This is a genomic window from Streptomyces sp. NPDC102462 (assembly GCF_044765425.1).
GTDB lineage: Bacteria > Actinomycetota > Actinomycetes > Streptomycetales > Streptomycetaceae > Streptomyces.
In genome coordinates this window covers 52,788-72,939 of sequence record NZ_JBIWKB010000037.1, presented here as the reverse complement: position 1 = coordinate 72,939, position 20,152 = coordinate 52,788, and the positions used below count along the sequence as shown (strand labels likewise).

The 20,152-nt window shown below is 72.0% G+C and carries 19 protein-coding genes; 9 read left to right on the top strand and 10 right to left on the bottom strand.

Features of this window, described 5'->3' with window-relative positions:
• Positions 1-14 precede the first annotated feature (14 nt).
• Genes ACIRFL_RS28120 through ACIRFL_RS28105 form a run of 4 tightly spaced genes read right to left on the bottom strand, consistent with a single transcriptional unit; the run spans position 15 to position 3,623 of the window.
• Entirely contained in the window at positions 15-935 is a 921-nt protein-coding gene (locus tag ACIRFL_RS28120; RefSeq protein ID WP_404033822.1) for a sugar kinase, read from the bottom strand.
• 38 nt (positions 936-973) lie between these two features.
• Positions 974-1,618: a bifunctional 4-hydroxy-2-oxoglutarate aldolase/2-dehydro-3-deoxy-phosphogluconate aldolase gene (locus ACIRFL_RS28115; protein WP_404033788.1), complete on the bottom strand. Its 645-nt coding sequence runs from the start codon at positions 1,616-1,618 to the stop codon at positions 974-976.
• A 34-nt stretch (positions 1,619-1,652) separates the two neighbouring features.
• Positions 1,653-2,798, bottom strand: coding sequence for a galactonate dehydratase (dgoD, locus tag ACIRFL_RS28110; RefSeq protein WP_404033786.1), 1,146 nt, complete (start codon positions 2,796-2,798; stop codon positions 1,653-1,655).
• A 48-nt stretch (positions 2,799-2,846) separates the two neighbouring features.
• Complete coding sequence (locus ACIRFL_RS28105; RefSeq protein WP_404033784.1) at positions 2,847-3,623, bottom strand: SDR family NAD(P)-dependent oxidoreductase; 777 nt, start codon at positions 3,621-3,623, stop codon at positions 2,847-2,849.
• Between the two features lie 196 nt (positions 3,624-3,819).
• Here ACIRFL_RS28105 and ACIRFL_RS28100 point away from each other — a divergent pair, with 196 nt between their 5' ends.
• Together ACIRFL_RS28100 and ACIRFL_RS28095 are read left to right on the top strand one after the other, a co-directional pair.
• A complete protein-coding gene (locus ACIRFL_RS28100; RefSeq protein ID WP_404033782.1) occupies positions 3,820-6,204 on the top strand; it encodes a beta-galactosidase in 2,385 nt (794 codons plus the stop codon).
• A 110-nt stretch (positions 6,205-6,314) separates the two neighbouring features.
• Positions 6,315-7,718, top strand: coding sequence for a cellulase-like family protein (locus ACIRFL_RS28095; RefSeq protein WP_404033780.1), 1,404 nt, complete (start codon positions 6,315-6,317; stop codon positions 7,716-7,718).
• 68 nt (positions 7,719-7,786) lie between these two features.
• Here the strand turns inward: ACIRFL_RS28095 and ACIRFL_RS28090 are convergent, their stop codons facing one another.
• Positions 7,787-8,818 (bottom strand): medium chain dehydrogenase/reductase family protein, encoded by a 1,032-nt coding sequence (locus tag ACIRFL_RS28090; RefSeq protein ID WP_404033778.1) that lies wholly within the window; start codon positions 8,816-8,818, stop codon positions 7,787-7,789.
• 144 nt (positions 8,819-8,962) lie between these two features.
• Here ACIRFL_RS28090 and ACIRFL_RS28085 point away from each other — a divergent pair, with 144 nt between their 5' ends.
• On the top strand, positions 8,963-9,616 hold the full coding sequence (locus ACIRFL_RS28085; RefSeq protein WP_404033776.1) for a TetR/AcrR family transcriptional regulator: 654 nt from the start codon (positions 8,963-8,965) through the stop codon (positions 9,614-9,616).
• 92 nt (positions 9,617-9,708) lie between these two features.
• Here the strand turns inward: ACIRFL_RS28085 and ACIRFL_RS28080 are convergent, their stop codons facing one another.
• Positions 9,709-10,584 (bottom strand): helix-turn-helix domain-containing protein, encoded by an 876-nt coding sequence (locus ACIRFL_RS28080; protein WP_404033774.1) that lies wholly within the window; start codon positions 10,582-10,584, stop codon positions 9,709-9,711.
• Between the two features lie 243 nt (positions 10,585-10,827).
• On the opposite strand from ACIRFL_RS28080, the gene ACIRFL_RS28075 reads away from it, so the two are divergent.
• Both ACIRFL_RS28075 and ACIRFL_RS28070 read left to right on the top strand, forming a co-directional pair.
• The gene (locus ACIRFL_RS28075; protein ID WP_404033772.1) at positions 10,828-11,292 is read left to right on the top strand and encodes an ATP-binding protein; all 465 of its coding nucleotides are present in this window, start codon (positions 10,828-10,830) and stop codon (positions 11,290-11,292) included.
• Between the two features lie 479 nt (positions 11,293-11,771).
• Positions 11,772-12,557 carry an SAM-dependent methyltransferase gene (locus ACIRFL_RS28070; RefSeq protein WP_404033770.1) on the top strand — a complete coding sequence of 262 codons (786 nt, stop codon included), beginning with the start codon at positions 11,772-11,774 and terminating at the stop codon, positions 12,555-12,557.
• Positions 12,558-12,570: 13 nt separating this feature from the next.
• Here the strand turns inward: ACIRFL_RS28070 and ACIRFL_RS28065 are convergent, their stop codons facing one another.
• Genes ACIRFL_RS28065 through ACIRFL_RS28055 form a run of 3 tightly spaced genes read right to left on the bottom strand, consistent with a single transcriptional unit; the run spans position 12,571 to position 15,406 of the window.
• Complete coding sequence (locus ACIRFL_RS28065; RefSeq protein WP_404033768.1) at positions 12,571-13,392, bottom strand: siderophore-interacting protein; 822 nt, start codon at positions 13,390-13,392, stop codon at positions 12,571-12,573.
• 24 nt (positions 13,393-13,416) lie between these two features.
• Positions 13,417-13,929 carry a DoxX family protein gene (locus ACIRFL_RS28060; protein WP_404033766.1) on the bottom strand — a complete coding sequence of 171 codons (513 nt, stop codon included), beginning with the start codon at positions 13,927-13,929 and terminating at the stop codon, positions 13,417-13,419.
• A 28-nt stretch (positions 13,930-13,957) separates the two neighbouring features.
• A complete protein-coding gene (locus tag ACIRFL_RS28055; RefSeq protein ID WP_404033764.1) occupies positions 13,958-15,406 on the bottom strand; it encodes an amidohydrolase family protein in 1,449 nt (482 codons plus the stop codon).
• 290 nt (positions 15,407-15,696) lie between these two features.
• Between ACIRFL_RS28055 and ACIRFL_RS28050 the strand changes: the two genes are divergently transcribed.
• The 4 genes from ACIRFL_RS28050 to ACIRFL_RS28035 all read left to right on the top strand — a co-directional run bounded on the left by ACIRFL_RS28050 (position 15,697) and on the right by ACIRFL_RS28035 (position 19,660).
• Positions 15,697-16,518, top strand: coding sequence for an IclR family transcriptional regulator C-terminal domain-containing protein (locus ACIRFL_RS28050; protein WP_404033762.1), 822 nt, complete (start codon positions 15,697-15,699; stop codon positions 16,516-16,518).
• A 72-nt stretch (positions 16,519-16,590) separates the two neighbouring features.
• Positions 16,591-17,817 carry a CaiB/BaiF CoA transferase family protein gene (locus tag ACIRFL_RS28045; protein WP_404033760.1) on the top strand — a complete coding sequence of 409 codons (1,227 nt, stop codon included), beginning with the start codon at positions 16,591-16,593 and terminating at the stop codon, positions 17,815-17,817.
• Complete coding sequence (locus ACIRFL_RS28040; RefSeq protein WP_404033758.1) at positions 17,810-18,652, top strand: citryl-CoA lyase; 843 nt, start codon at positions 17,810-17,812, stop codon at positions 18,650-18,652. The genes ACIRFL_RS28045 and ACIRFL_RS28040 overlap by 8 nt, the downstream gene beginning before the upstream one ends.
• 150 nt (positions 18,653-18,802) lie before the next feature.
• Positions 18,803-19,660: a dioxygenase gene (locus tag ACIRFL_RS28035; protein ID WP_404033756.1), complete on the top strand. Its 858-nt coding sequence runs from the start codon at positions 18,803-18,805 to the stop codon at positions 19,658-19,660.
• 10 nt (positions 19,661-19,670) lie between these two features.
• On the opposite strand, the gene ACIRFL_RS28030 is transcribed toward ACIRFL_RS28035, so the two are convergent.
• Positions 19,671-20,078, bottom strand: a complete 408-nt coding sequence (locus ACIRFL_RS28030) for a RidA family protein (protein WP_404033754.1) — start codon at positions 20,076-20,078, stop codon at positions 19,671-19,673.
• Between the last annotated feature and the right edge of the window lie 74 nt (positions 20,079-20,152).

Here is a 20,152-nt window from a genome sequence, read left to right as displayed (position 1 = left end):
GGCGCCGGGCGGGCTCAGCGCACCGTCGCGCCGGGCGCCGCGTCCAGCAGGGGGAGTTCGTCGCGGTGGGGCAGTCCTTCCCAGTCACCGGAGCCGGCGACGGCGAACGCGGCGGTGCGGGTGGCACGGTGCAGCCTTTGTCCCGGCGGCAGTTCGTCCAGTACGCCGGAGAGGTATCCGGCGCAGAACGCGTCGCCGGCGCCCACCGTGTCGACCACGGGTACGGGGTGGGCCGGGGCGTGCTCGACCTGATCGGCACTGAGGTACAGGTCCGCGCCCTGGGCGCCCCGCTTGACCACGACCTCCTGCACGCCGCGGGCCAGCAGCTCGGCTACCCGGTCGGTCTCCGACGTGCTGGGGTCTCCGGCGATCAGGGGCAGCTCGTCGTCGGAGGCGATGACGATGTCGATCAGACCGAGCAGCGGACGCAGGGCGGCCGAGGCCGTCGCCGCGTCCCACAGGCGGGTGCGGTGGTTCACGTCGAAGGACACGGTCCAGCCGTGCTCGGCGGCGTATTCGGCCGCAGCCCGCACGGTGTCCCGCGGGCCGGGGCCCAGGGCGCAGGTGATGCCGGTCAGATGCAGGAGCCGGGCTCCGGCGCTCAGAGCGCCCTGGAGGTGCGGTGGCTGCATGCGGGAGGCTGCGGATCCGGAGCGCCAGTAGTGCACGCGGGCCAGATCGGCGACCCGGCGCTCGCGCATCAGGGCTCCCGTGGGGGCGGTGGGGTCGACGGTGGCGTGGTCCACGTGCACGCCTTCGCCGCGCAGCGTCCGCAGGATCATCCGGCCGGGTTCGTCGGCACCGAGGCGGCCGGCCCAGCCGACCCGGTGCCCCAGCCGGGCAAGGCCCACCGCCACGTTGGACTCCGCGCCCGCGACCGCCGTGCGGGCCAGGCCGCCCGAGGTCAGCGGACCGTCCACCTGGAGCGAGAGCATCGTCTCGCCGAACGTCAGGGCCTGCAGCGGGGCGGCGCTCACGCGGCACCTCCCGCCGCGCACACGGTCAGGAACTCCCGGGCCCGGACCCGCAACTGGGCCAGGTCCCCGCCCTGCGCGGCATCACCGAGCAGCGGGGAGCCCGCGCCCACGGCGACGGCGCCCGCGGCGAAGTAGGCCCGGGCGGCTTCGGCGTCCACTCCGCCCACCGGTACGAACGGCGTGTCGGGCAGCGGGTCGCGCAGCGCGCGCAGATAGCCGGGGCCGCCCAGGGAGGCGGGGAACAGCTTGACCGCGGCGGCGCCGGACCGCATCGCGGTCACCGCCTCCGTGGGTGTGAGCGCGCCGGCCAGCACGGGCACGCCCAGTGCGACGGCATGCTCGAAGCCGTTGTCCAGGGCGGGCGTCACCATCCACTGGGCTCCCGCGTCCCGGGCCCGCAGAGCGTCCTGCCGGGTCACGACCGTGCCCGCCCCGATGACGGCGTCGGCGCCTGTTTCTTCGACGGCCCGCGTGATGACGGTTTCGGCGTCGGGTGTCGTCAACGAGATCTCGATCAGGCGCACACCCTCCTCGGCGAGGGCCAGGACGCCGGCCAGCGCGGCCTTGGGGTCGCTGCCGCGCACGATGGCCACCAGCCGGTTGCGCTGCAGTTCGTTTGTGAAGTCGGTGTGGTTCAGCATGTGTTGTTCTCCGTCGTGGTCGGCGGGGGAGGGGTCACCATTCGGCGAACGAGCCGTCGGCGTGGCGCCACAGGGGGCCGCGCCAGTCCGGGGCGCTGTCGTTCGCGCGGCGTACGGCCCGCTCGTCGACCTCGATGCCCAGACCCGGGCCCAGCGGCCGGTTGATGTGGCCCTGGTCGAACCGGAAGACCGCAGGGTCGACCAGATAGTTCAGAACCTCGGCGCCGGCGTTGTAGTGGATGCCGATGCTCTGTTCCTGGATCAGGAAGTTCGGCGTGTTGAACGCGACTTGCAGACTGGAGGCGAGGGAGATCGGACCCAGCGGACAGTGCGGGGCCAGCAGCACATCGAAGGTCTCCGCCAGCGACGCCATGCGCCGCACCTCGGAGATGTTGCCCGCGTGCGAGAGGTCCGGCTGCAGCACGGCGATGCCGGCCTGCAGTGCGGGCAGGGCGTCGGTGCGGGAGAAAAGGCGTTCCCCGGTGGCGATGGGCACGGAGGATGCCGTCACGACCTCGTGCAGTCGGTGTGCGTACTCCGGCAGGACGGGTTCCTCGATGAACAGCGGGTGCAGCGGGGCGAGTTCGGGGAGCACACGGCGGGCGTTCGCGGTGGTGAACCGGCCGTGGAAGTCGATCGCGAAGTCCCGGTCGGGCCCCAGCACCTCGCGGGCGGTGCGGGCCCGCTCGACCACAGCGTGGACCTCCGCGGCGGTGGCCATCTTCCCGATCCGGCCGCTGGCGTTCATCTTGACCGCGGTGAAGCCGGCGTCGACCTGGGCCTGGACGGCTTCGGCGATCTCGCCGGGCTCGTCGCCGCCCACCCAGCTGTAGGCACGTACACGGTCACGCACGGGGCCGCCCAGCAGCACATGGACCGGCACGCCCAGGGTCTTTCCCGCGATGTCCCACAGGGCCTGGTCGATACCGGCGACGGCGCTCGACAGGATCGGGCCACCCCGGTAGAAGGTGCCCTTGGTCATGGCCTGCCAGTGGTCCTCGATACGCAGCGGGTCCTGGCCGACAAGGTACTCGGCCAGTTCGTGCACGGCCGTGCGGACGGTGGCGGCCCGGCCCTCCACCACCGGCTCGCCCCAGCCCACCACGCCGTCGTCGGTCTCGATGCGGCAGAACAGCCAGCGGGGCGGCACGGCGAAGGTCTCGACCCGGGTGATTTTCAAGGGAGGTGGCTCCAAGGCGAGGGAGGGGAGAACGGGGGGATGTGATGCTCACGAGGAGTTCTTCAGCACGCTCCAGCCGCCGTCGACGACGAGGGACGCCCCGGTTACGAACGAGGCGTCGTCGCTGACGAGGAAGGCGATGGCGGCGGCGATCTCCTCGGGGCGGCCCAGCCGGCCTGCGGCGGTCTCGGCTGCGCTGGCCCGCCGGTCGTCCTCGCTGATGCCGTCCCAGGCCCGGGTGAGGACCGGGCCGGGGAGGACGCTGTTCACACGGACCTGCCCGCCGTACTCGACGGCCAACTGCCGGGCCAGGCCGGTCAGACCGGCCTTCGCGGCGGCGTAGGCGGGATGTCCGGGCAGGCCGACCAGGGCGTGCACCGAGGACACCAGCACGACGTTTCCGTCGGTGGCCCGCAGGTCGTCGAGGCAGGCCCGCACACCGAGGAACGATCCGCTCAAGGTCACGGCGAGCTGCTGGTTCCACTGCGCGGCGCCGGTCGCGTGGGCGGGTGCGACACGGACCGTGTAGGCGTTGCTCACCAGGGCCCGGATCGGACCGAACGCCCGACGGGCGGCCTGGGCCGTTCCATTCCAGGAGGACTCGTCGGCCACATCGCAGTACTGGAACAGCGCCTCTCCGCCGTCCTTGCGGATATCGGCGGCCACCGCCTCTCCGGCCTCGGCATCGATGTCGGCGAGGACCACGCGGGCGCCCTCGGCAGCGAGGCGGCGGGCCGTGGCGGCCCCGATGCCGGACGCGGCTCCGGTGACGAGCGCGCAGCGGCCGCTGAGGCGTTCCGAGAGGGTTACCCGTGCGGGAGGCATGGAGGCGACTCCTGTGGCTGAGGCGACAACGATGACGTCATTAAATATTAATTATCGTTCTGTGCCAAGGGGTGGGCCTGGCGGTGCGACGACAGAGGGTTCTCTAATCAGAAATTATGAATTAACGTGCGGTCGTCGAATGCCGACACCGCCGGCCGGCCCTGCCCGGACCCGGCGCCGAGCCAGGAGGCCGATCGTGCACACCCTGACCCTGCGCCCGCCCGCAACGCCGCTGAGCGGCCACCTCCGCATGGGTGAGCCCGTGGGGCCAGACCGGATCCACGCCACCAGCACCCACCTCGTGCGCGGCGACCGCCCGTGGTTCCCCGTCATGGGCGAGATGCACTTCACCCGCTACCCCCGCGACGGCTGGCGCGAGCAACTGCTGAGCATGCGCGCCGGCGGCATCGACGTCGTCGCCACCTACCTCTTCTGGCACCACCACGAGGAACACCGCGGCACCTTCCGCTTCGACGGCAACCGCGACATCCGGGCCTTCCTCGAACTGGTCGCCGAGTGCGGGCTGGACGCCGTCGTGCGGATCGGCCCGTGGTCCCACGGCGAGGCGCGCTACGGCGGCTTCCCCGAGTGGGTCCAGCACTCCGGCACCCGGACCCGCACCAACGACCCCGCCTACCTCGACCTGGTCAGGCCCTACTACGAACGCATCAGCGCCGAACTGAACGGGCTCTACCACGCCCAGGGCGGACCGATCGTGGCCGTCCAGATCGAGAACGAGCTCTACGACCAGCCCGAGCACCTGCGCACCCTCAAGAACATGGCCCACGACGCCGGGATCACCCCGGCGCTGTGGACAGCCACGGCCTGGGGCATGGCAGACCTGCCCGCCGACGAGTTCCTCCCGCTCTACGCGGGCTACCCCGAATCCCCCTGGGACGACGCCCACCCGGAATGGGCCCGGCACAACCGCATCCACTACTTCTTCACGCCGCTGCGCGACGACCACACCGTCGGCGCGGACCTGCGCCGCAAGCCCACCGCGGGCAAGGGACCGGACCTCGACCGCTACCCCTACGCCACCTGCGAACTCGGCGGCGGCGTACAGGTCACCTATCACCGCCGGCCCCGCATCACACCGGACGCCGTAGCCGCACTCGCCCTCACCAAGATCGGCTGCGGTTCCGCCTGGCAGGGCTACTACATGTACCAAGGCGGCTCCAACGTCATGGACGCCGCCACCACGATGCAGGAGTCCCTGGACACCGGCTACACCAACGACCTGCCGGTCGTCAGTTACGACTTCCAGGCGCCCCTGGGCGAGTTTGGGCAGGTACGCCCCGTCTACGGGCTGCTGCGGCTGCAACACCACCTGCTCGCGGCCGCGGGCGAGCAACTGGCCCCGATGCCCCTCGTGGCTCCGGACCGCAGCCCCGAGGGACTCGACGACCGGGACACCCTGCGGTGGGCCGTCCGTACCGACGGCACCTCCGGCATGCTGTTCGTCAACACCTACCAGCCCGGCGGCGAAGACCTGTCCGCACACAGCGGCGTCCGCTTCCGCCTCGACGGCCCCACGGGACCGCTCGAACTGCCCACCCACGCCGTCGACATCCCCTCCGGCAGCTACTTCGCCTGGCCCTTCCGCTGGCCGCTGCCCGGTGACGCGACCCTGGAATGGGCGACCGCCCAACTCGTGACCGTCCTTGACGACACGGTCGTGCTGGCCCGCACCGCCGGCATCCCCGTCGAAGCCGTGCTCCACGGTGTCGACGCGGCATCCATGCGCAGCCCCCACGCCACCGCCGAGGACCTTGGCGACGGCCGCACCCGCCTGCACATCGAGAACCCCGGCACCGGCACACTGATCGACCTCGGACCACTGCGCCTGCTCGTCCTCGACGAGGACACCGCCCGGCACACAGCCATCGGCGACCTGTGGGGAACACGCCGCCTCGTCGTCGGCCACCACCTCCACTTGGTGCCCGACGGCGACACCCTGCACCTCGAGTGCGGACCCCAAGGCGGTTCCCTCCTCGTCCACCCGGCACCTGACCACCCGGTGCGGATGCAGGACCAGCAGACCGACCGCACCGACAGCGCCGCGCTGCGCCTGCGCGAGGCCGGGGACAACGGCGTCTTCACCCGCTTCGAGATCGACGCCCCGGCGGACGTCCCCGCAGTCGACCTGACCGAACTGAGCACCGCCACCGGCCCCGCACCGCAACGCGCCGGTGGACCGCTGCACCGCGCAGCCGCCCCCGCACCCGAGGAGTACACCCAGGGCACGGTCATCCGCGTCGGCATACCTCCCGAGGCATTCTCCCAAGCCCACCGCCTGCTCCTCCGGCTCGACTGGACCGGGGACGCGGCCCGCGCAGAACTGGACGGAACCCTCGTCGCCGACCAGTTCTGGAACGGCGACCCGTGGGAGATCGACCTCGCCCGGCACCGCGACGCGCTGACCAACGGCGCCGAACTGATCCTCAGACTCCTGCCGTTCGACCCGACGGCCAAGATCTACGTCCCCGAGGACCTGCGCCCCACCGAGCCCACCGTGCACGTGACCTCCGGCCGGCTCGTACCCGTCTACCGCGGCGCCCTCACCACCACCGCCCCGTAGCCCATCGCGGTCGGCCGCAACCGGGCTGCGCCCCACACCGGCGCAGCCCGCCGCGTCGTCCGCCACCACAGGCACCGCCCACCCGGGCGCCACCGACCACGAAGGACGTCATGGCCTACACGCCGATCCCCCTGCCGGCCCACCTGCCCGACCGACTCACCATCACGCTGTGGGACTTCACCTGGTACACCCGCACCGGCCCCGGCGAACCCTTCGAGGATCTCGACCGCGCCTTCACCGAGGCCGTTGACCGCGGGTACAACACCATCCGGATCTGCGCCATGCCCTTCCTCATCTTCGGATCCGGACTGACGGGGGAACTCGAACTCGGCCCGCTGGGAGGCGAGTACGGCCAGGGCACCCGCTGGTACGACGTACGCCACCGCACCCGGATCGACCCCAAGGCACACCTGCTGCAGCTGCTGCGCGCAGCCCAGCGCCACGGCGTCGTCGTCATCCTCTCCAGCTGGGAGTACCAGCAGAGCAGTTCCTTCGCCGGCGACCGCCGATGGTTCGACGCGCTCATGGCCGTCAGCCCCGAAGAGCGCCCCACACGGCTCGCCGAGTCCCTGGCCGACCTGTGCGATCTCGCCGAGGCCGAAGGACTGGCCGACGTGATCGCGTTCGTCGAACTCCACAACGAGGTCCAAGGCGGCTACCTCACCGAACAACTGCCCGGAAAGGAAAACGCGGTCGTCGAACTGCGCGAGCGCCTCGAAGCCGGCCTGAGCCGCTTCCACGAACGCTGCCCCCGCATCCCCGCCACCGTCAACTACGCCCGCGTCCCGCTGGACTCCTTCCGCGGCATCCCCGAGAACATCGACGTCGGCGTCTTCCACCCCTACGTCTACGGCGTCCTCGACGAACTCGTCACCGGATACGGACTGCGCTCCACCGACGGCGGCTTCGACGAGGAGCGGGCCCGCACCGACCTGATGCGCCCCGGCGCGCCGGCCTTCGACCAATGGCACCCCCCAGCCGGAGAGGAATGGCGCCAGCAGGCCACGATCGTCGGCAAGCCGGAGATCTACGTCCACGACTGGTGCGACGCCGAAGCATGGGACCGCATCCTCTACGAACGCTACGGCGCCCACCGTCTCGCCATGCTGAACACCCTGACCACCTGGATGTCCGCGGCCGCCGACCTGTGCGCAGGCCGCGGCATCCCCCCTGGTCTTCGGCGAGGGCTGGATCGGCTACACCCCCCTGAACACCGACTTCGAAGAGGGCCCGATCGGCGCGGAGTTCTGCCGGCACGCCGTCCGCAGCAGCGCCGTGGTCGGCGCCTGGGGCACCATCGTGTGCTCCAACGCCGCACCCCACCACCCGATGTGGAACGACACGGCACTGCAGCGAGAGTGCAACGAGCTCTTCCTCCACCGGACAGTGCGCAGCTGACCGGGCGCTCAGCGCTGACGAGCCAGACCGAAATCGCCGCCGTGCGCGGCCGGTTGAACAGATCGATGGGCGACTCGACGGTGTGGCCGAAGCAGCGCATGATCTCGCCGGCGTAGCGCTGTTCGAGGAACGCGACGTACGCGTCGATCTTGACCCCGCGGCGAAGTCCCCCGCATGGGGCTCGTCACGGCGTGAGGACGACCTTTCCGGCGACGGTGCCGGACTCGGCGAGCCGCATGGCCTCGGCGACCCGGGCGAGCGGCAGTTCGGCCGCGATCTGCGGGGCGATGTCGCCGCGTCGCAGGGCCGCGAAGACCTCGGTCAGATCGGCGCGCAGCCGGGCCCGGAACCGCTCCTTGGCCAGCGCCCGCCCGGCCCAGATGTTGAAGAAGTAGGCGCGGCGGCGGTTGGGCAGCGCGTTCCACAGCCACACCCGGCCGAGCAGCTTGAGCACCGGCAACTGCTGGGACCCCGTGTCGTCACGGGTGGCGGCGGTGCCGTAGGAGACGAGCGTGCCGCCGGGCGCGAGCAGCCGCCAGGAGTCGACGATGCCGGGGCCGCCGACGTGGTCGAAGACGGCGTCCACCCCGCCGGGGGCCAGCACGCGCACCTCGGCGGCGACGTTCCCGGAGCGGTAGTCGACGGGCGTGACGCCGCGGGCCCGCAGGGCGTCGTGGTGGCGTGCGGACGCCGTGCCGATGACCCGCACGCCCGCGGCCTGGGCGAGCTGCACCAGGACCGAGCCGACGCCGCCGTTGGCGCCGTGCACCAGCACGGTCTGCCCGGCGCGGACGCGGGCCTTGCGGTGCAGCATCTGCCAGGCGGTGATCCCGTTGACCACCAGCGTCTCGGCCTGGGCCGCGCCGACGCCGTCGGGCACCGGCACCACGTCCGCGGCGTCGACGAGCACATGGCTGGCCCAGCCGCCCACCTTGACCAGCGCGGCCACCCGGGTGCCGGTCAGCCCCCGCCCGGCCCCCTCGCCGGCCGCCGCCACGGTGCCGACCAGGTCGTAGCCGGGCACGAACGGGAACGGCGGCTGGTCGAAGTACCGGCCGCGGCGCATCTGCTGCTCGGCGAAGGAGACCCCGGTCGCCTCCATCCGGAGCAGCACCTGACCCGGGCCGGGCACCGGGACCGCGCCGTGCCGGAGCCGCAGCTGTTCCGGCTCCACCTTGCCCGGCAGGACGACCTCGGTGAGCTGTTCGGCGTTCATGGCAACCTCCGCCGCTTCAATGATGAGCTATCGCGTTCGTTAGATGTTGTAACGCGAAGACCCCGGGGGCGTCAATCGGATGCCGTGATAGCTTCTAACTGAATCTTCGGTGTGTAGCTCTACGGCGTGGAGGGGTGACAGATCATGACGGAAGCGGGCACCAAGACCCCGCGCGAGCGCTACCGCGCCCAGGTGCGCGCCGAGATCAAGGAGCGGGCGTGGGGGCAGATCGCCGCCGCGGGCGCGTCCGCCCTCTCGCTCAACGCGATCGCCAAGCAGATGGGGATGAGCGGACCGGCGCTGTACCGCTACTTCGCCGGCCGTGACGAGCTGATCACTGAACTGATCAGGGACGCGTACCGCAGCCTGGCCGATGCCTTCGGCGAGGTCGCGCGGTCCGAGCCGGGCGCCGGCCTGGCGGCGCTGGCGCAGGCCCTGCGCGCCTGGGCGCTGGCCGACCCCCAGCGGTACTTCCTCATCTACGGCACCCCCGTGCCGGGCTATCACGCGCCCGACGACACCACCGCGATCGCGTCCGAGATCATGACGTTCCTGCTCGACGCCTGCGCCGAACTGCCCTCCGAGGGCGGGGAGAGCCCGTTCGACCGGCACATCGAAGAACACCGTCAGTGGGCGGACGGCCATCCCGCCCCGCCGGCGGCCCTGCACCGGGCCCTGTCCTTCTGGACCCGGCTGCACGGCCTGCTGTCCCTGGAACTGGCCGGCCACTTCACCGGCATGCGCTTCGACCCCGGACAGCTGTACGCCGCGGAACTGGCCGACCTGCTGCCCCGCTGAAGCGCCCCGCAGAGGCGCGGGGAACTGCGCGACCAGCCGCAACGGTGCCGCAGACGACGTCCGGCATGCCGTGAGGGACGCCGCGGCACAGGTCAGAGTGACGTTCGCAGCGCGCTGAGCAGCGCCTCGGTCCGACGCGCCGAGGCGGCCTGCGCGCCGAGGCGGTCCAGCGCCTCACGGTGTGCGACGACGTCCTCGCGCCTGTCGAGGCTGGCGGACCCGGTCAGACCGAAGCGCCAGACGATGTCCGGCAGTTCCCGGGCCCGGAAGCGGAAGAGATGGAACGCGCCGGCGTGCATCGCGGGATGCGGGCCGTTCTGGAACGGCATGATCTGCACCGTCACATGCGGCAGCCGGTTCACCTCGATCAGGCGGTCGACCTGGGCGCGCATCACGGCCGGTCCGCCCACCGGCCAGCGCAAGACCGTCTCGTCCATGATCACCCACAGCCGCGGGGGTGCCTCGCGGGACAGGATCTCCTGGCGGCGCAGACACATCGCGACCCTCCGTTCGTTCGCCTCCTCCGGGGCGTGCGGAGCGTCGGAACGGGCCAGCGCCCTGGCGTAGTCGGCGGTCTGGAACAGCGGATGGACGAACTGCGCCTCATAGCCGCGGATCTGCTGCGCCGCCTGCTCCAGACTCAGGTACGAGGGCAGCCACTCCGGAAGGACGTCCCGGAACTCGTGCCACCAGCCGTGCACATTGGCCTGGCGCACCGAACTCAGGAATTCGTCGATTTCCTGCTGGTCCGTCACACCGTAGGTGCGCAGCAGTTTCTCGGTCTCCGCGAGACGAAGCCGCGCCACCTTCGCCGCCTCCATGCGGCGGATCGTCGAGTGGCTCACCCCGATCGCGGCGCCGGCCTCCTCGAAGCTCATACCGGCACGGCAGCGCAGCTCCTCCAGCTGTTTTCCGAGGATCATCCGCAGTACGGAGGGCGCTCCGCCCCAGTCGGTTGCCGAGGTCATGCGATTCCCCTCAGGGACATACTCCGAGCAATGCGATCAACCTTTACTCCAGTAAAGCACGCCCTGTCATTTTGAAATGTGCAGATTGCTGGTTGCACAAATGATCCTCCGGTGCGACGCTGGTCGGGTCAGACATGACCGCCGACGGCCGGGCCCGGCGAGAGACCTCGCCGACCGAGTGTCGACACCGACGCGAAACGGACCTGCCCGACCACGGCGCAGCCAGGCGAAGGGCGAACCGCAATGGCCTTGCTCCCTCTCCCGCATCCGGCCATGGGGTGTGCGGCTCAAGGGCCGGCCCCCCGTTCCGAGGAGTTCGGTCTGCCGGCCGGGGCGGCCTGCGTCGCGCAGGCCCGCTGCCTCGTCGGCACCCTGCTGGCCGGGTGGGGCCTCGCTGACGAGCCGGCCGACGACGCGATCCTGGTCCTGTCGGAACTCGTCACCAATGCGATCGCCCACTCCGGCGGCAGCCGGATCACCTGCCGGGTGCAGGTGCGCGGCGAGCGGGTGCGGATCGAGGTGGAGGACGAGCGGCGCGCCGCGAGCGTCCCTGCGGTGCGTGAACCGGACGCGGACGACCAGAGTGGGCGCGGCCTGCTGCTGGTGAGCAGGCTCAGCGACGCCTGGGGCGTGGGCGAGGCGGCCGACGGCAAGGGCCGGGTCGTCTGGGCGGACCTGGAGTGCGGCGGAAACGAGACGGAGGACTGAGCGCGGGACGGCCGGCGTGCCGCGGTGGCGGGGTGCCGGCGTGCCGGGACGGCCGGGGTGCGCAGAGACGACCGGGGCGCCTGGGCGGCTGGCGTGCCGGGATGGTAGAGGCGCCGGGACGGTAAAGGCGCCGGGACGGCCGGCGCGGCAGGGGCAGAAGCGGGGGAGCGGGGCAGCAAGGAGCGCAACCGCGCGGAACGGGCGAGGAAAGAGCGCAACCGCGCGGAACGCCGTCCGAGGCACCGTCCAGACCTGAGCAAGCCCTCCGGCGTGCCGTCGAGTCCATGGTCCCCGCCCGTCCTCTCCGGTCCCCGCCGGTCCGCTCGGTCGTCCGGATCCGCCCAGGTCATCGTCACCCCGGATGCCGTCGGACGGACGAGGCCGCGGAGCCGCCCCCATGCGTTCCCGCGGGTGCGCCGGTGTGCCAGACTTCGGTGATCGCCAGTGCTCACTGGTCCACCTGAGCGACGGAGTCCGTCATGACGACCGGCACCCCCGGCCCCCGCAAGATCGACACGAGCAAGGCACACCCCGCGAGGGTCTACGACTGGCTGTTGGGAGGCAAGGACAACTACCCCGTGGACGAGGCGGTGGGCGAGAAGCTGCCGCCCGAGGCCCATGACGCCGCCCGGCAGAACCGTGAGTTCATGCACCGCGCGGCGGCCTGGCTCGCCGAGCAGGGCATCGACCAGTTCCTCGACATAGGCACCGGCATTCCCACGGAGCCGAACCTGCACCAGATCGTCCAGCGGGTCCTGCCGACCGCGAAGGTCGTCTACACGGACAACGATCCGATCGTGCTGGCGCACGCGGAGGCGCTGCTGGTCAGCCGCCCCGAGGGCGTCACCGACTACATCGAGGCGGACGTACGCAGGCCCGATCAGATCATCGAACACGCCCGGGGCGTCCTCGACTTCGAGCGCCCCATCGCCATGTCGCTGATCGCGCTGATGCACTTCATCCCCGACGACCAGGACCCGTACGGCATCGTGCGCAATCTGCTCGACGCGCTCCCCTCGGGCAGTTACCTGGTCCTCTCGCACGCCGCCTCGGACCTCTTCGAGGAGCAGTCCCGGAAGGTGACGGAGGAGTACGCCAAGGGCGGCATCCGGCTCGGTTTCCGCACCCGCGCGGAGGTCGCCCGCTTCTTCGACGGCCTGGACCTCGTGGAGCCGGGGGTGGTCACGGCTCCCGAGTGGTTCCAGTCGGCGCCGCCCGCGCCCGAGGAGAGCGGCATCTACGCCGCCGTGGCCCGCATCGCCTGACCGGGGCCGCCGGTCAGGCGGCGGTCCTGGCCGCCTCGTGCTTCCAGAAGCCCGAGAACGTGATGCGGTCCTTCGGCAGACCCGCCCGGTGCAGATGCCTGCGCCCCTCGGTGGCGAGGCTCGACTCGCCGACCACGAAGGCGTAACCGGCCGCGTCGGCGGGGGTGTGCCGCAGGAGTTCGCCGAGCGCGGCGGTGCCGGGTACGGCGCCGCTGCCCTCGCGGACCACCCAGGTGACGTTCATCCCGGCCGGCGCGTCGAGTTCGCGTACGTCCCCGGCGGTGGGCACTTCCTGGATGAGCCGCCCGACCGTGTCGCGCGGCAGGGACCGCAGGATGCCCGTGCTGGCGGGCAGACCGGTCTCGTCGGCCACGACAAGGACCTCGGAGGCGTCCGGCGGGCAGTCGAACAGCAGGCCCTGGTCCAGCAGGGCGAGCGCGTCGCCCGGCCGGGCGCGGCACGCCCAGATCGCGGCCCCTCCGTCGAGTTCGCCGGTCGGGCCGAGGTGCACGACGAAGTCGATGTCCATCTCCGCCGCGTCGGGGCGGAAGCCGGCCACGGTGTAGTTCGCGCAGTGCGGCCGTTCCTCGTCCGGGATGGCCAGGTACGGCTGCCACCAGCGTGACCCGGTGAACTCCGGCAACCGCAGCCGGTGTTGATGGGGCAGTTGGAGGAACAGGCGGAACCAGTGGTCGTAGCCCCGCCACGGAAACTCGCCGAGGTCCGCGCCGGTGACGGTCACACGGTGCATGGACGGGGAGACACGCTCGGTGCGCACGACCTCGGCGCGGAACATGCGGGGGTGCTGCGGCATCAGTCGAGGAATCTTCGCCATGAAGGAAGGTTAGCCTAACTTTAGTTAGGCTGGGTCTTGCTCTCTCGCGCGCAGCACCCGGGCCCGGGCGGCGAGGGGCACGGCGGCGGCCAGCAGACCGGCCGCGAGGGCCGCCGCGCCCCAGCCGGTGCCGGACGCCCGGCCAAGACCGAGGGCGGCATCCAGGGACCACGGTCCCGGCCCGGTGAAGCCGAGCACCGCCGCCACCGCCCCGTACCAGAACGGCACCTCGCAGCCGCCGTGTTGGGCCCAGAAACCCTGGGGCGAGGTCGCCACGGCCGCCACCGTCATGGTGCCGACGACGACCGCGCAACCGCCGGGCGTCAGCAGCCCGGTGGCGATCGACGCGCCGCCCGCCAGCTCCGCCAGGCCGGCGGTCACCGCGAGCCGTGCGCCGGGCACGAACCCCCACCGCTCGAACACGGCCCCCGTGCCCGCCGGGCCGGCTCCGCCGAACCAGCCGCGCAGCTTCTGCAGCGCGTGCCCGAACAGCAGACCGGCCAGCAGGATCCGCAGCAGGAGCAGTCCCACGGTCATCGAAGCGGCCCTCCGTCCGTGCGCCGGCTCACCGGCCGTGGGTCGTGGCGCTGCGGTAGTCGGTGTAGGTGTAGGGATTGTCGAGGACCTTCGTCTCGGGAACGTCCGGGTTCATGCCCTTGCGCCAGTCCGCCTCGCCCAGTGCCGACCGCAGGTGCTCGACGGTCCGCTCGACCTCGCGCCGTACCGCGGCCAGGTCGATGCCGAGCAGACGGTGGTCGTGCTTGACCACGCGGCCGTCGACGACCACCGTGTGCACATCGCCGCGCTGCGCCTGGAAGACCACATGGCCATAGGGGTTGAGCACCGGGAACGCGACCGGTGAGTGGTCGTTCTTCAGCAGCACCAGGTCGGCCTTCTTGCCCGCCTCGACGCTGCCCAGCTCGTCGGCGCGGCCGAGGGCCCGGGCCCCGCCGAGGGTCGCCCACTCCACCACCTGATCGGCGCGCAGGGCGCTGTGGGTGACCGTCTCCCCCTTGGCGTGCGCCTCCAGGTGCTCGCGGGCGCGGTCGGCGCCGAGCGTGCTGCGCATGGCCGAGAACAGGTCCCCGCTCCACCACACACTGGTGTCCATAGACAGCGAGACGGGAATGCCGTGCGAGCGCAGCGCCCAGGTCGTGGGATAGCCCTGGCCCGCGCTCTGCTCGCTCTCCGTGGACACCGACACCGAGCCGCCCGTCGCCGCGATGCGCTGGTAGGAGTCGGCCGACAGGGACGAGGCGTGCACATAGACCGTCTCGGGTGTCATGAAGCCGTGCTCGTGCATGAGCCGGATGCCGTCATCGCCGGTGGCGCCCCAGACACCGGCGTGGGTGGTGACGGCGACGCCGAGTTCGCGTGCCACTTCGAAGGCCGGTCTCTCGGGGAATGCGGGGTCGCCCGTGCCGTCGAAGGCCAGTTGCAGGCCGAGCAGGTCGTCGCCGGTGATCCGGCGGCGCACGAAGTCCCGGAACTGCGGTGCCGCGGTCCACTGTGCCGGGGGCTGCTGGATGTTGCCGTAGGCGAGCACGTACCGGCCGGGCACCGCCCGCAGCGCGTCCACGGCGGCGTCCGCGTGGTCGACCGTCCGCAGCCCGTGGGACCAGTCCACGACGGTGGTCACCCCCGCGTCCAGCGCCTCGACGGCGGCCAGGAGGTTCCCGGCGTGCACGTCCTCGGGGCGGAACACCGTGCCGTGTTCGAGGTAGTACCAGACGAAGTACTGGGTGAGGGTCCAGTCGGCGCCGTAGCCGCGCATCGCCGTCTGCCACATGTGCCGGTGCGTGTCGATCATGCCGGGCATCAGGATGCCGTCGGTGGCGTCGATCTCCGCGGTCCCGTCCGGAACGGCGAGCCGCGGGCCGACCGCGGTGATCCGGTCGCCGGTCACGAGGACGTCGGTGTCCGTGAGCACCCGGCGGGCCCGGTCCATGGGCAGCACCGTGCCGCCGCGGAAGACGACGGGACGGCCCGGTCGGAACGAGGTGGACTGGCTCATCTGTGCATCTCCCGCTCTGTCACGCGCAGTAGTGTCCATGGCGGGCGAATGTCCGTATGGCGGCGGTGTGCTTGCCGCCCGATGGTGTTCGGGCGGATGCTTCGATGTCAATACCGGGTACGGCGGGGGCCTCGGCGCTCTTCGGGAACCGGCGTCCGCTCTGCGGCCGGCCGTGGCCCGTCCTGGCGCGTTGGCCGGGACCGGATGCCGGTCTCGCTGCGTAGAGTGCCTGTGTGATGCCGTCCGCACAGCGGACGGCCGCCGCCGTGACATCGACAGGAGGAGTTCCCATGCCCCGCGAAGGAACCGGGCCCGACTTCATCGAGGCGCTGGCCCGAGGTCTTGAGGTGATCACGGCGTTCCGGCCCCAGCAGCCCGTGATGTCGCTGACCGATGTGGCGGCGGCGACCGGTCTTGCCAGGCCGACCGCGCGGCGCATCCTGCTCACCCTGGCCGAACTGGGCTACGTACGCCACCAGTCCGGCGGTTTCGCGCTCACCCCGCGCGTCCTCGACCTCGGGGTCGCCTACGTGCGCTCGATGGGGCTGTGGGACGTGGCCAGGCCGCACCTGGAGCGGCTGGTCGAGCGCACCGGTGAGTCGTGCTCGATCGCCCAGCTCGACGGCTCGGACATCGTCTACGTCGCCCGGGTCTCCGTGCCGAAGATCGTCACCCTCGCCGTGCAGATCGGCACCCGCTTCCCCGCGCTGCCCACCTCGCTGGGCAAGGTCCTGCTGGCGGCGCTGGCGCCCGACGACGCCGCCCGGATCCTCGCCGAGCCGAGCCGGTCGGGGCTGCGGCCCGTGTGGCAGCCGGACCGGGCCGAGTGGGAGGCGGAGCTGCGCGAGGTGCGCGCCCGGGGCTGGGCGCTGACCGATGAGCAACTGGCGCGGGGCATCCGCTCGGTGGCCGCCCCGCTGCGGGACGGATCGGGCCGGGTCGTGGCGAGCGTCAACGTCAACGCGCACGCCGCGGAAACCTCGGTCCAGGTGCTCCTCGACGACCACCTGCCGCTCCTGCTGCAGACCGCCGGCGAGATCAGCGGGGACTTCGCCCGCCTCCAGTCCGCGCCGCACACCACCCGGCGGACCGGGGCGGTCACGCTGCCTTGACGCGCCCGTGGTGTGCGCCACAGAATCGCCGGACGGACGAATGTCCGTCAAGCGGACAGGAAGGCAGGGGCGATGCCGCGAAACGCCGGGCCCGCTCGGCCGGAGACCACGCACAGCACACCAGGCTCCGGCACCCCGGACACACCAGGGCCGCTCTCCGGGGTGCTGGTGGCGGACTTCTCGCGGATCCTCGCCGGGCCGTACGCCACGATGCTGCTCGCCGACCTCGGCGCGGACGTCGTCAAGGTCGAAGGCCCCGGCGGCGACGACACCCGCAGCTGGACACCCCCGGTGCGCGGCGAGGTCTCCACCTACTACCTCGGGATCAACCGGGGAAAGCGCTCGATCGTCCTCGACCTGCGCACCGAGGACGACGCCGCGCTCGCCCGGGAACTCGTCCGCCGCGCCGACGTCCTGATCGAGAACATGAAGCCGGGCGGCATGGCGAAGTACGGGCTCGACTTCGCGACGGTGCGGCGGGACAACCCCGCACTCGTCTACACCTCCATCACCGGCTTCGGCTCCGGAGCCGGCCGCCGGGTGCCCGGCTACGATCTCATGGTCCAGGCCGTCTCGGGCCTCATGAGCCTCACGGGCGACCCGGACGGGCCGCCGTACCGGGCGGGTATCTCCGTGTTCGACGTGATGGCCGGCAACCACGCCGCGATCGGCATCCTCGCCGCGCTGCGGCACCGGGACGCGACCGGCGAGGGCCAGCTCGTCGAGGTGAACCTGCTGTCCTCGGCGCTGACCGGCCTGGTCAACCACAGCTCCGCCTACGTCGCCGGCGGCACCGTGCCGTACCGGATGGGCAACGCCCACCCCAGCGTGTTCCCCTACGAGCCGTTCCCCACCGCCGACCACGACCTCATCGTGACCGCCGCCAACGACGGGCAGTTCCGCAAGCTGTGCGAGGTGCTCGGTGCCCCCGCGCTCGCCGACGATCCGCGCTTCGCCCGCAACGCCGACCGCACCGCACATCGCGACCGGCTCCGGCCGCTGCTCGCCGAGCGACTGCTGACGCGCGGCGCCCACGAGTGGTTCGAACTGCTGGTGGCGGCCGGGGTGCCGAGCGGTCCGATCAACACCGTCGACGGCGGCTTCGCCATGGCCGAACGCTTCGGGCTGGACCCGGTCGTCACCGTGGGGGAGGACGACCGCGCGGTGCCCACCACCCGGCACCCGATCCGGTTCTCCGCCACCCCGGCCGCCTACCGGCTGCCACCCCCCGAACTGGACGAACACGGCGCGCAGTTGCGCGCCTGGCTGGCCGCGCCCGAGGAGAGCGACCATGGCTGACCCGACGACTCCCGCGGGCTACCCCACCGCCCTCGGCGCGTCCGACCCGAGGACCATCACCCTGCTCGGACACGACCTGGCCGAGGACATCATGGGCTCGGTCGGCTTCGGCGAGCTGGCGTTCTGGCTGGCCGCCCAGCGGCGGCCCACCCCCGGCGAGCGACGCGTCTTCGAAGCGGTGCTCGCCGCGCTGGCGGACCACGGATTCACCCCCACCGCCCTCGTCACCCGGCTGACCTATCTGTCCGCGCCGGACTCGATCCAGGGCGCGCTGGCCGCGGGGCTGCTCGGCGGCGGCTCACGCTTCCTCGGCGTCACCGAGGACACCGGCCGCTTTCTGCACGACGTGCTTCAGTCCCTGGCCGGTGCGCTGCCCGCCGACGAGGCGGGCTGGGACGAGGTGGCGCTGCGCGCGGTGCGCGAGCGGCGCGATGCCGGGCAGCTCGTCCCCGGGCTCGGGCACCATGTGCACAAGGAGGGCGATCCCCGCACCGCGCGGCTCATGCGGATCGCCACCGAGGAAGACCGCTTCGGACCGCATCTGCGGCTGTTCGCCGCCATCGGCCGGGTCCATCCCGCCGTACTGGGACGGACGCTCCCGCTCAACGGGGCCGGGGTGTGCGGCGCCGCGCTCGCCGACCTGGACCTGCCCCTGCCGCTGCTGCGCGCCTTCGCGCTGCTGGCGCGCACGGCCGGGCTGATCGGGCAGCTCGCCGAGGAACTGCGCCGACCGGTCGCACGGGAGGTCTTCCTGTCCGTCGACCGCAACAGCACCGCCGCCCCACCGGACCCCTACGCACCGCAACCGCTCACGGAGCGCCGGCGCGGCGGCTGACCGCCGACACCGCGCCGCGGCGCGCACCACCTTCCCGCACCCCGCATCCCGTACCAGGCTCCCGCACCCCATATTCGGCTCCCGCCCCCTCGCACTCGGCGCCCGGCTCTCGCAACCCGCGCCCCCGACCGCAGACCAAGGAGCAGCAACGTGTTCGTCGACGAGGACAACATCACCGAGCTGGCCGTTCAGCGCTGGGCCACCGCGCACTCCCCGCGGCTGGCGGAGCTGATGGGCGCGCTGGTCCGCCATCTGCACGCGTTCGCCCGGGGAGTGCGGCTCACCGAGGACGAGTGGGCGGCCGCGATCCGGTGGCTCACCGCGGCCGGTCAGATCTGCGACGACAAGCGTCAGGAGCTGATCCTCACCTCGGACGTGCTCGGGCTGAGCACGCTCGTGGTCCAGTTGAACAACCGTTTCGGGCCGGGGGCGACGCCCGCCACGGTGCTGGGCCCCTTCCACATCGACGGCTCACCGGCCGCAGCGCGCGGCTTCGACATGTCCGACGGCATCCCGGGAACCCCGCTGTTCGTCACCGGCAAGGTCACCGACACCGGGGGGCAGCCCGTCGCGGGCGCCGTGCTCGACGTCTGGCAGGCCGACGCCGACGGCGCGTACGAGGCGCAGCTCCCCGAGGTCGACGAGGCGCGCCTGCGGGCCAAGTACCGTACCGCGCAGGACGGCAGCTACTGCATCCGCACCATCGCACCGCGCGGGTACGCCATCCCCATGGACGGTCCGGTCGGCGAGCTGATCCGCGCAACCGACATCAGCCGTTTCCGGCCCGCGCACATCCACTTCCTCATCGACGAACCCGGCTACCGGAAGCTGATCACCCATCTGTTCCAGGCGGGCAGCGACTACCTGGACAGCGACGTCGTGTTCGGTACGAAGGACGCCCTGATCGTGCCGTTCACCGCACACCCGGCGGGCGGCGCGCCCGACGGAAGCCGCCTCGACACGCCGTACCTGCACGCCGAGTACGACTTCGTCCTCCAGGCCGGCTGACGACCCGGGCTCAGTCGAGGACCGCGACGGCCTCCACCTCGACCAGGTGCTCGGGTACGTCGAGCGCCGCCACGCCGAGCAGGGTGGCGGGCGGTGCGGGGGTGACGCCGAGGCGCGCCGCCGCCCGTTCGATGCCCGCCAGCAGCTGCGGCATCCTGTCGGCGGTCCAGTCCACGACGTGCACATTCAGCTTGGCCACGTCCTGGAAGGAGGCGCCGACCGCGGCCAGGGCGGTGCCGACGTTGAGATAGCACTGCTCGACCTGGGCGGCGAGGTCGTCCCTGCCGACGGTGACGCCGTCCGCGTCCCAGGCGACCTGACCGGCGATGAAGACCAGCTTCGAGCCGGACGCCACCGACACCTGCCGGTAGACGTCGATCTCGGGCAGTCCGCCGGGGTTGACGAGGGTGATGGCCATGCGTGCGGTCTCCTTGCGTCCTTCGAACCCGAGGCCCGCCGGCCCGGGGCCACAGCGGCTCGTGCTCTCTTGTG

Bases quoted from the DNA above. Each gene is read 5' to 3' on its own strand.
- ACIRFL_RS28050 (WP_404033762.1), top strand. From the start codon at position 15,697: ATGCCCCGCGAAGGAACCGGGCCCGACTTCATCGAGGCGCTGGCCCGA.
- ACIRFL_RS28120 (WP_404033822.1), bottom strand. From the start codon at position 935: ATGCTCTCGCTCCAGGTGGACGGTCCGCTGACCTCGGGCGGCCTGGCC.
- ACIRFL_RS28090 (WP_404033778.1), bottom strand. From the start codon at position 8,818: ATGAACGCCGAACAGCTCACCGAGGTCGTCCTGCCGGGCAAGGTGGAG.
- ACIRFL_RS28105 (WP_404033784.1), bottom strand. From the start codon at position 3,623: ATGCCTCCCGCACGGGTAACCCTCTCGGAACGCCTCAGCGGCCGCTGC.
- ACIRFL_RS28075 (WP_404033772.1), top strand. From the start codon at position 10,828: ATGGCCTTGCTCCCTCTCCCGCATCCGGCCATGGGGTGTGCGGCTCAA.
- ACIRFL_RS28055 (WP_404033764.1), bottom strand. From the start codon at position 15,406: ATGAGCCAGTCCACCTCGTTCCGACCGGGCCGTCCCGTCGTCTTCCGC.
- ACIRFL_RS28085 (WP_404033776.1), top strand. From the start codon at position 8,963: ATGACGGAAGCGGGCACCAAGACCCCGCGCGAGCGCTACCGCGCCCAG.
- ACIRFL_RS28070 (WP_404033770.1), top strand. From the start codon at position 11,772: ATGACGACCGGCACCCCCGGCCCCCGCAAGATCGACACGAGCAAGGCA.
- ACIRFL_RS28080 (WP_404033774.1), bottom strand. From the start codon at position 10,584: ATGACCTCGGCAACCGACTGGGGCGGAGCGCCCTCCGTACTGCGGATG.
- ACIRFL_RS28030 (WP_404033754.1), bottom strand. From the start codon at position 20,078: ATGGCCATCACCCTCGTCAACCCCGGCGGACTGCCCGAGATCGACGTC.
- ACIRFL_RS28060 (WP_404033766.1), bottom strand. From the start codon at position 13,929: ATGACCGTGGGACTGCTCCTGCTGCGGATCCTGCTGGCCGGTCTGCTG.
- ACIRFL_RS28095 (WP_404033780.1), top strand. From the start codon at position 6,315: ATGGCCTACACGCCGATCCCCCTGCCGGCCCACCTGCCCGACCGACTC.
- ACIRFL_RS28115 (WP_404033788.1), bottom strand. From the start codon at position 1,618: ATGCTGAACCACACCGACTTCACAAACGAACTGCAGCGCAACCGGCTG.
- ACIRFL_RS28065 (WP_404033768.1), bottom strand. From the start codon at position 13,392: ATGGCGAAGATTCCTCGACTGATGCCGCAGCACCCCCGCATGTTCCGC.
- ACIRFL_RS28045 (WP_404033760.1), top strand. From the start codon at position 16,591: ATGCCGCGAAACGCCGGGCCCGCTCGGCCGGAGACCACGCACAGCACA.
- ACIRFL_RS28040 (WP_404033758.1), top strand. From the start codon at position 17,810: ATGGCTGACCCGACGACTCCCGCGGGCTACCCCACCGCCCTCGGCGCG.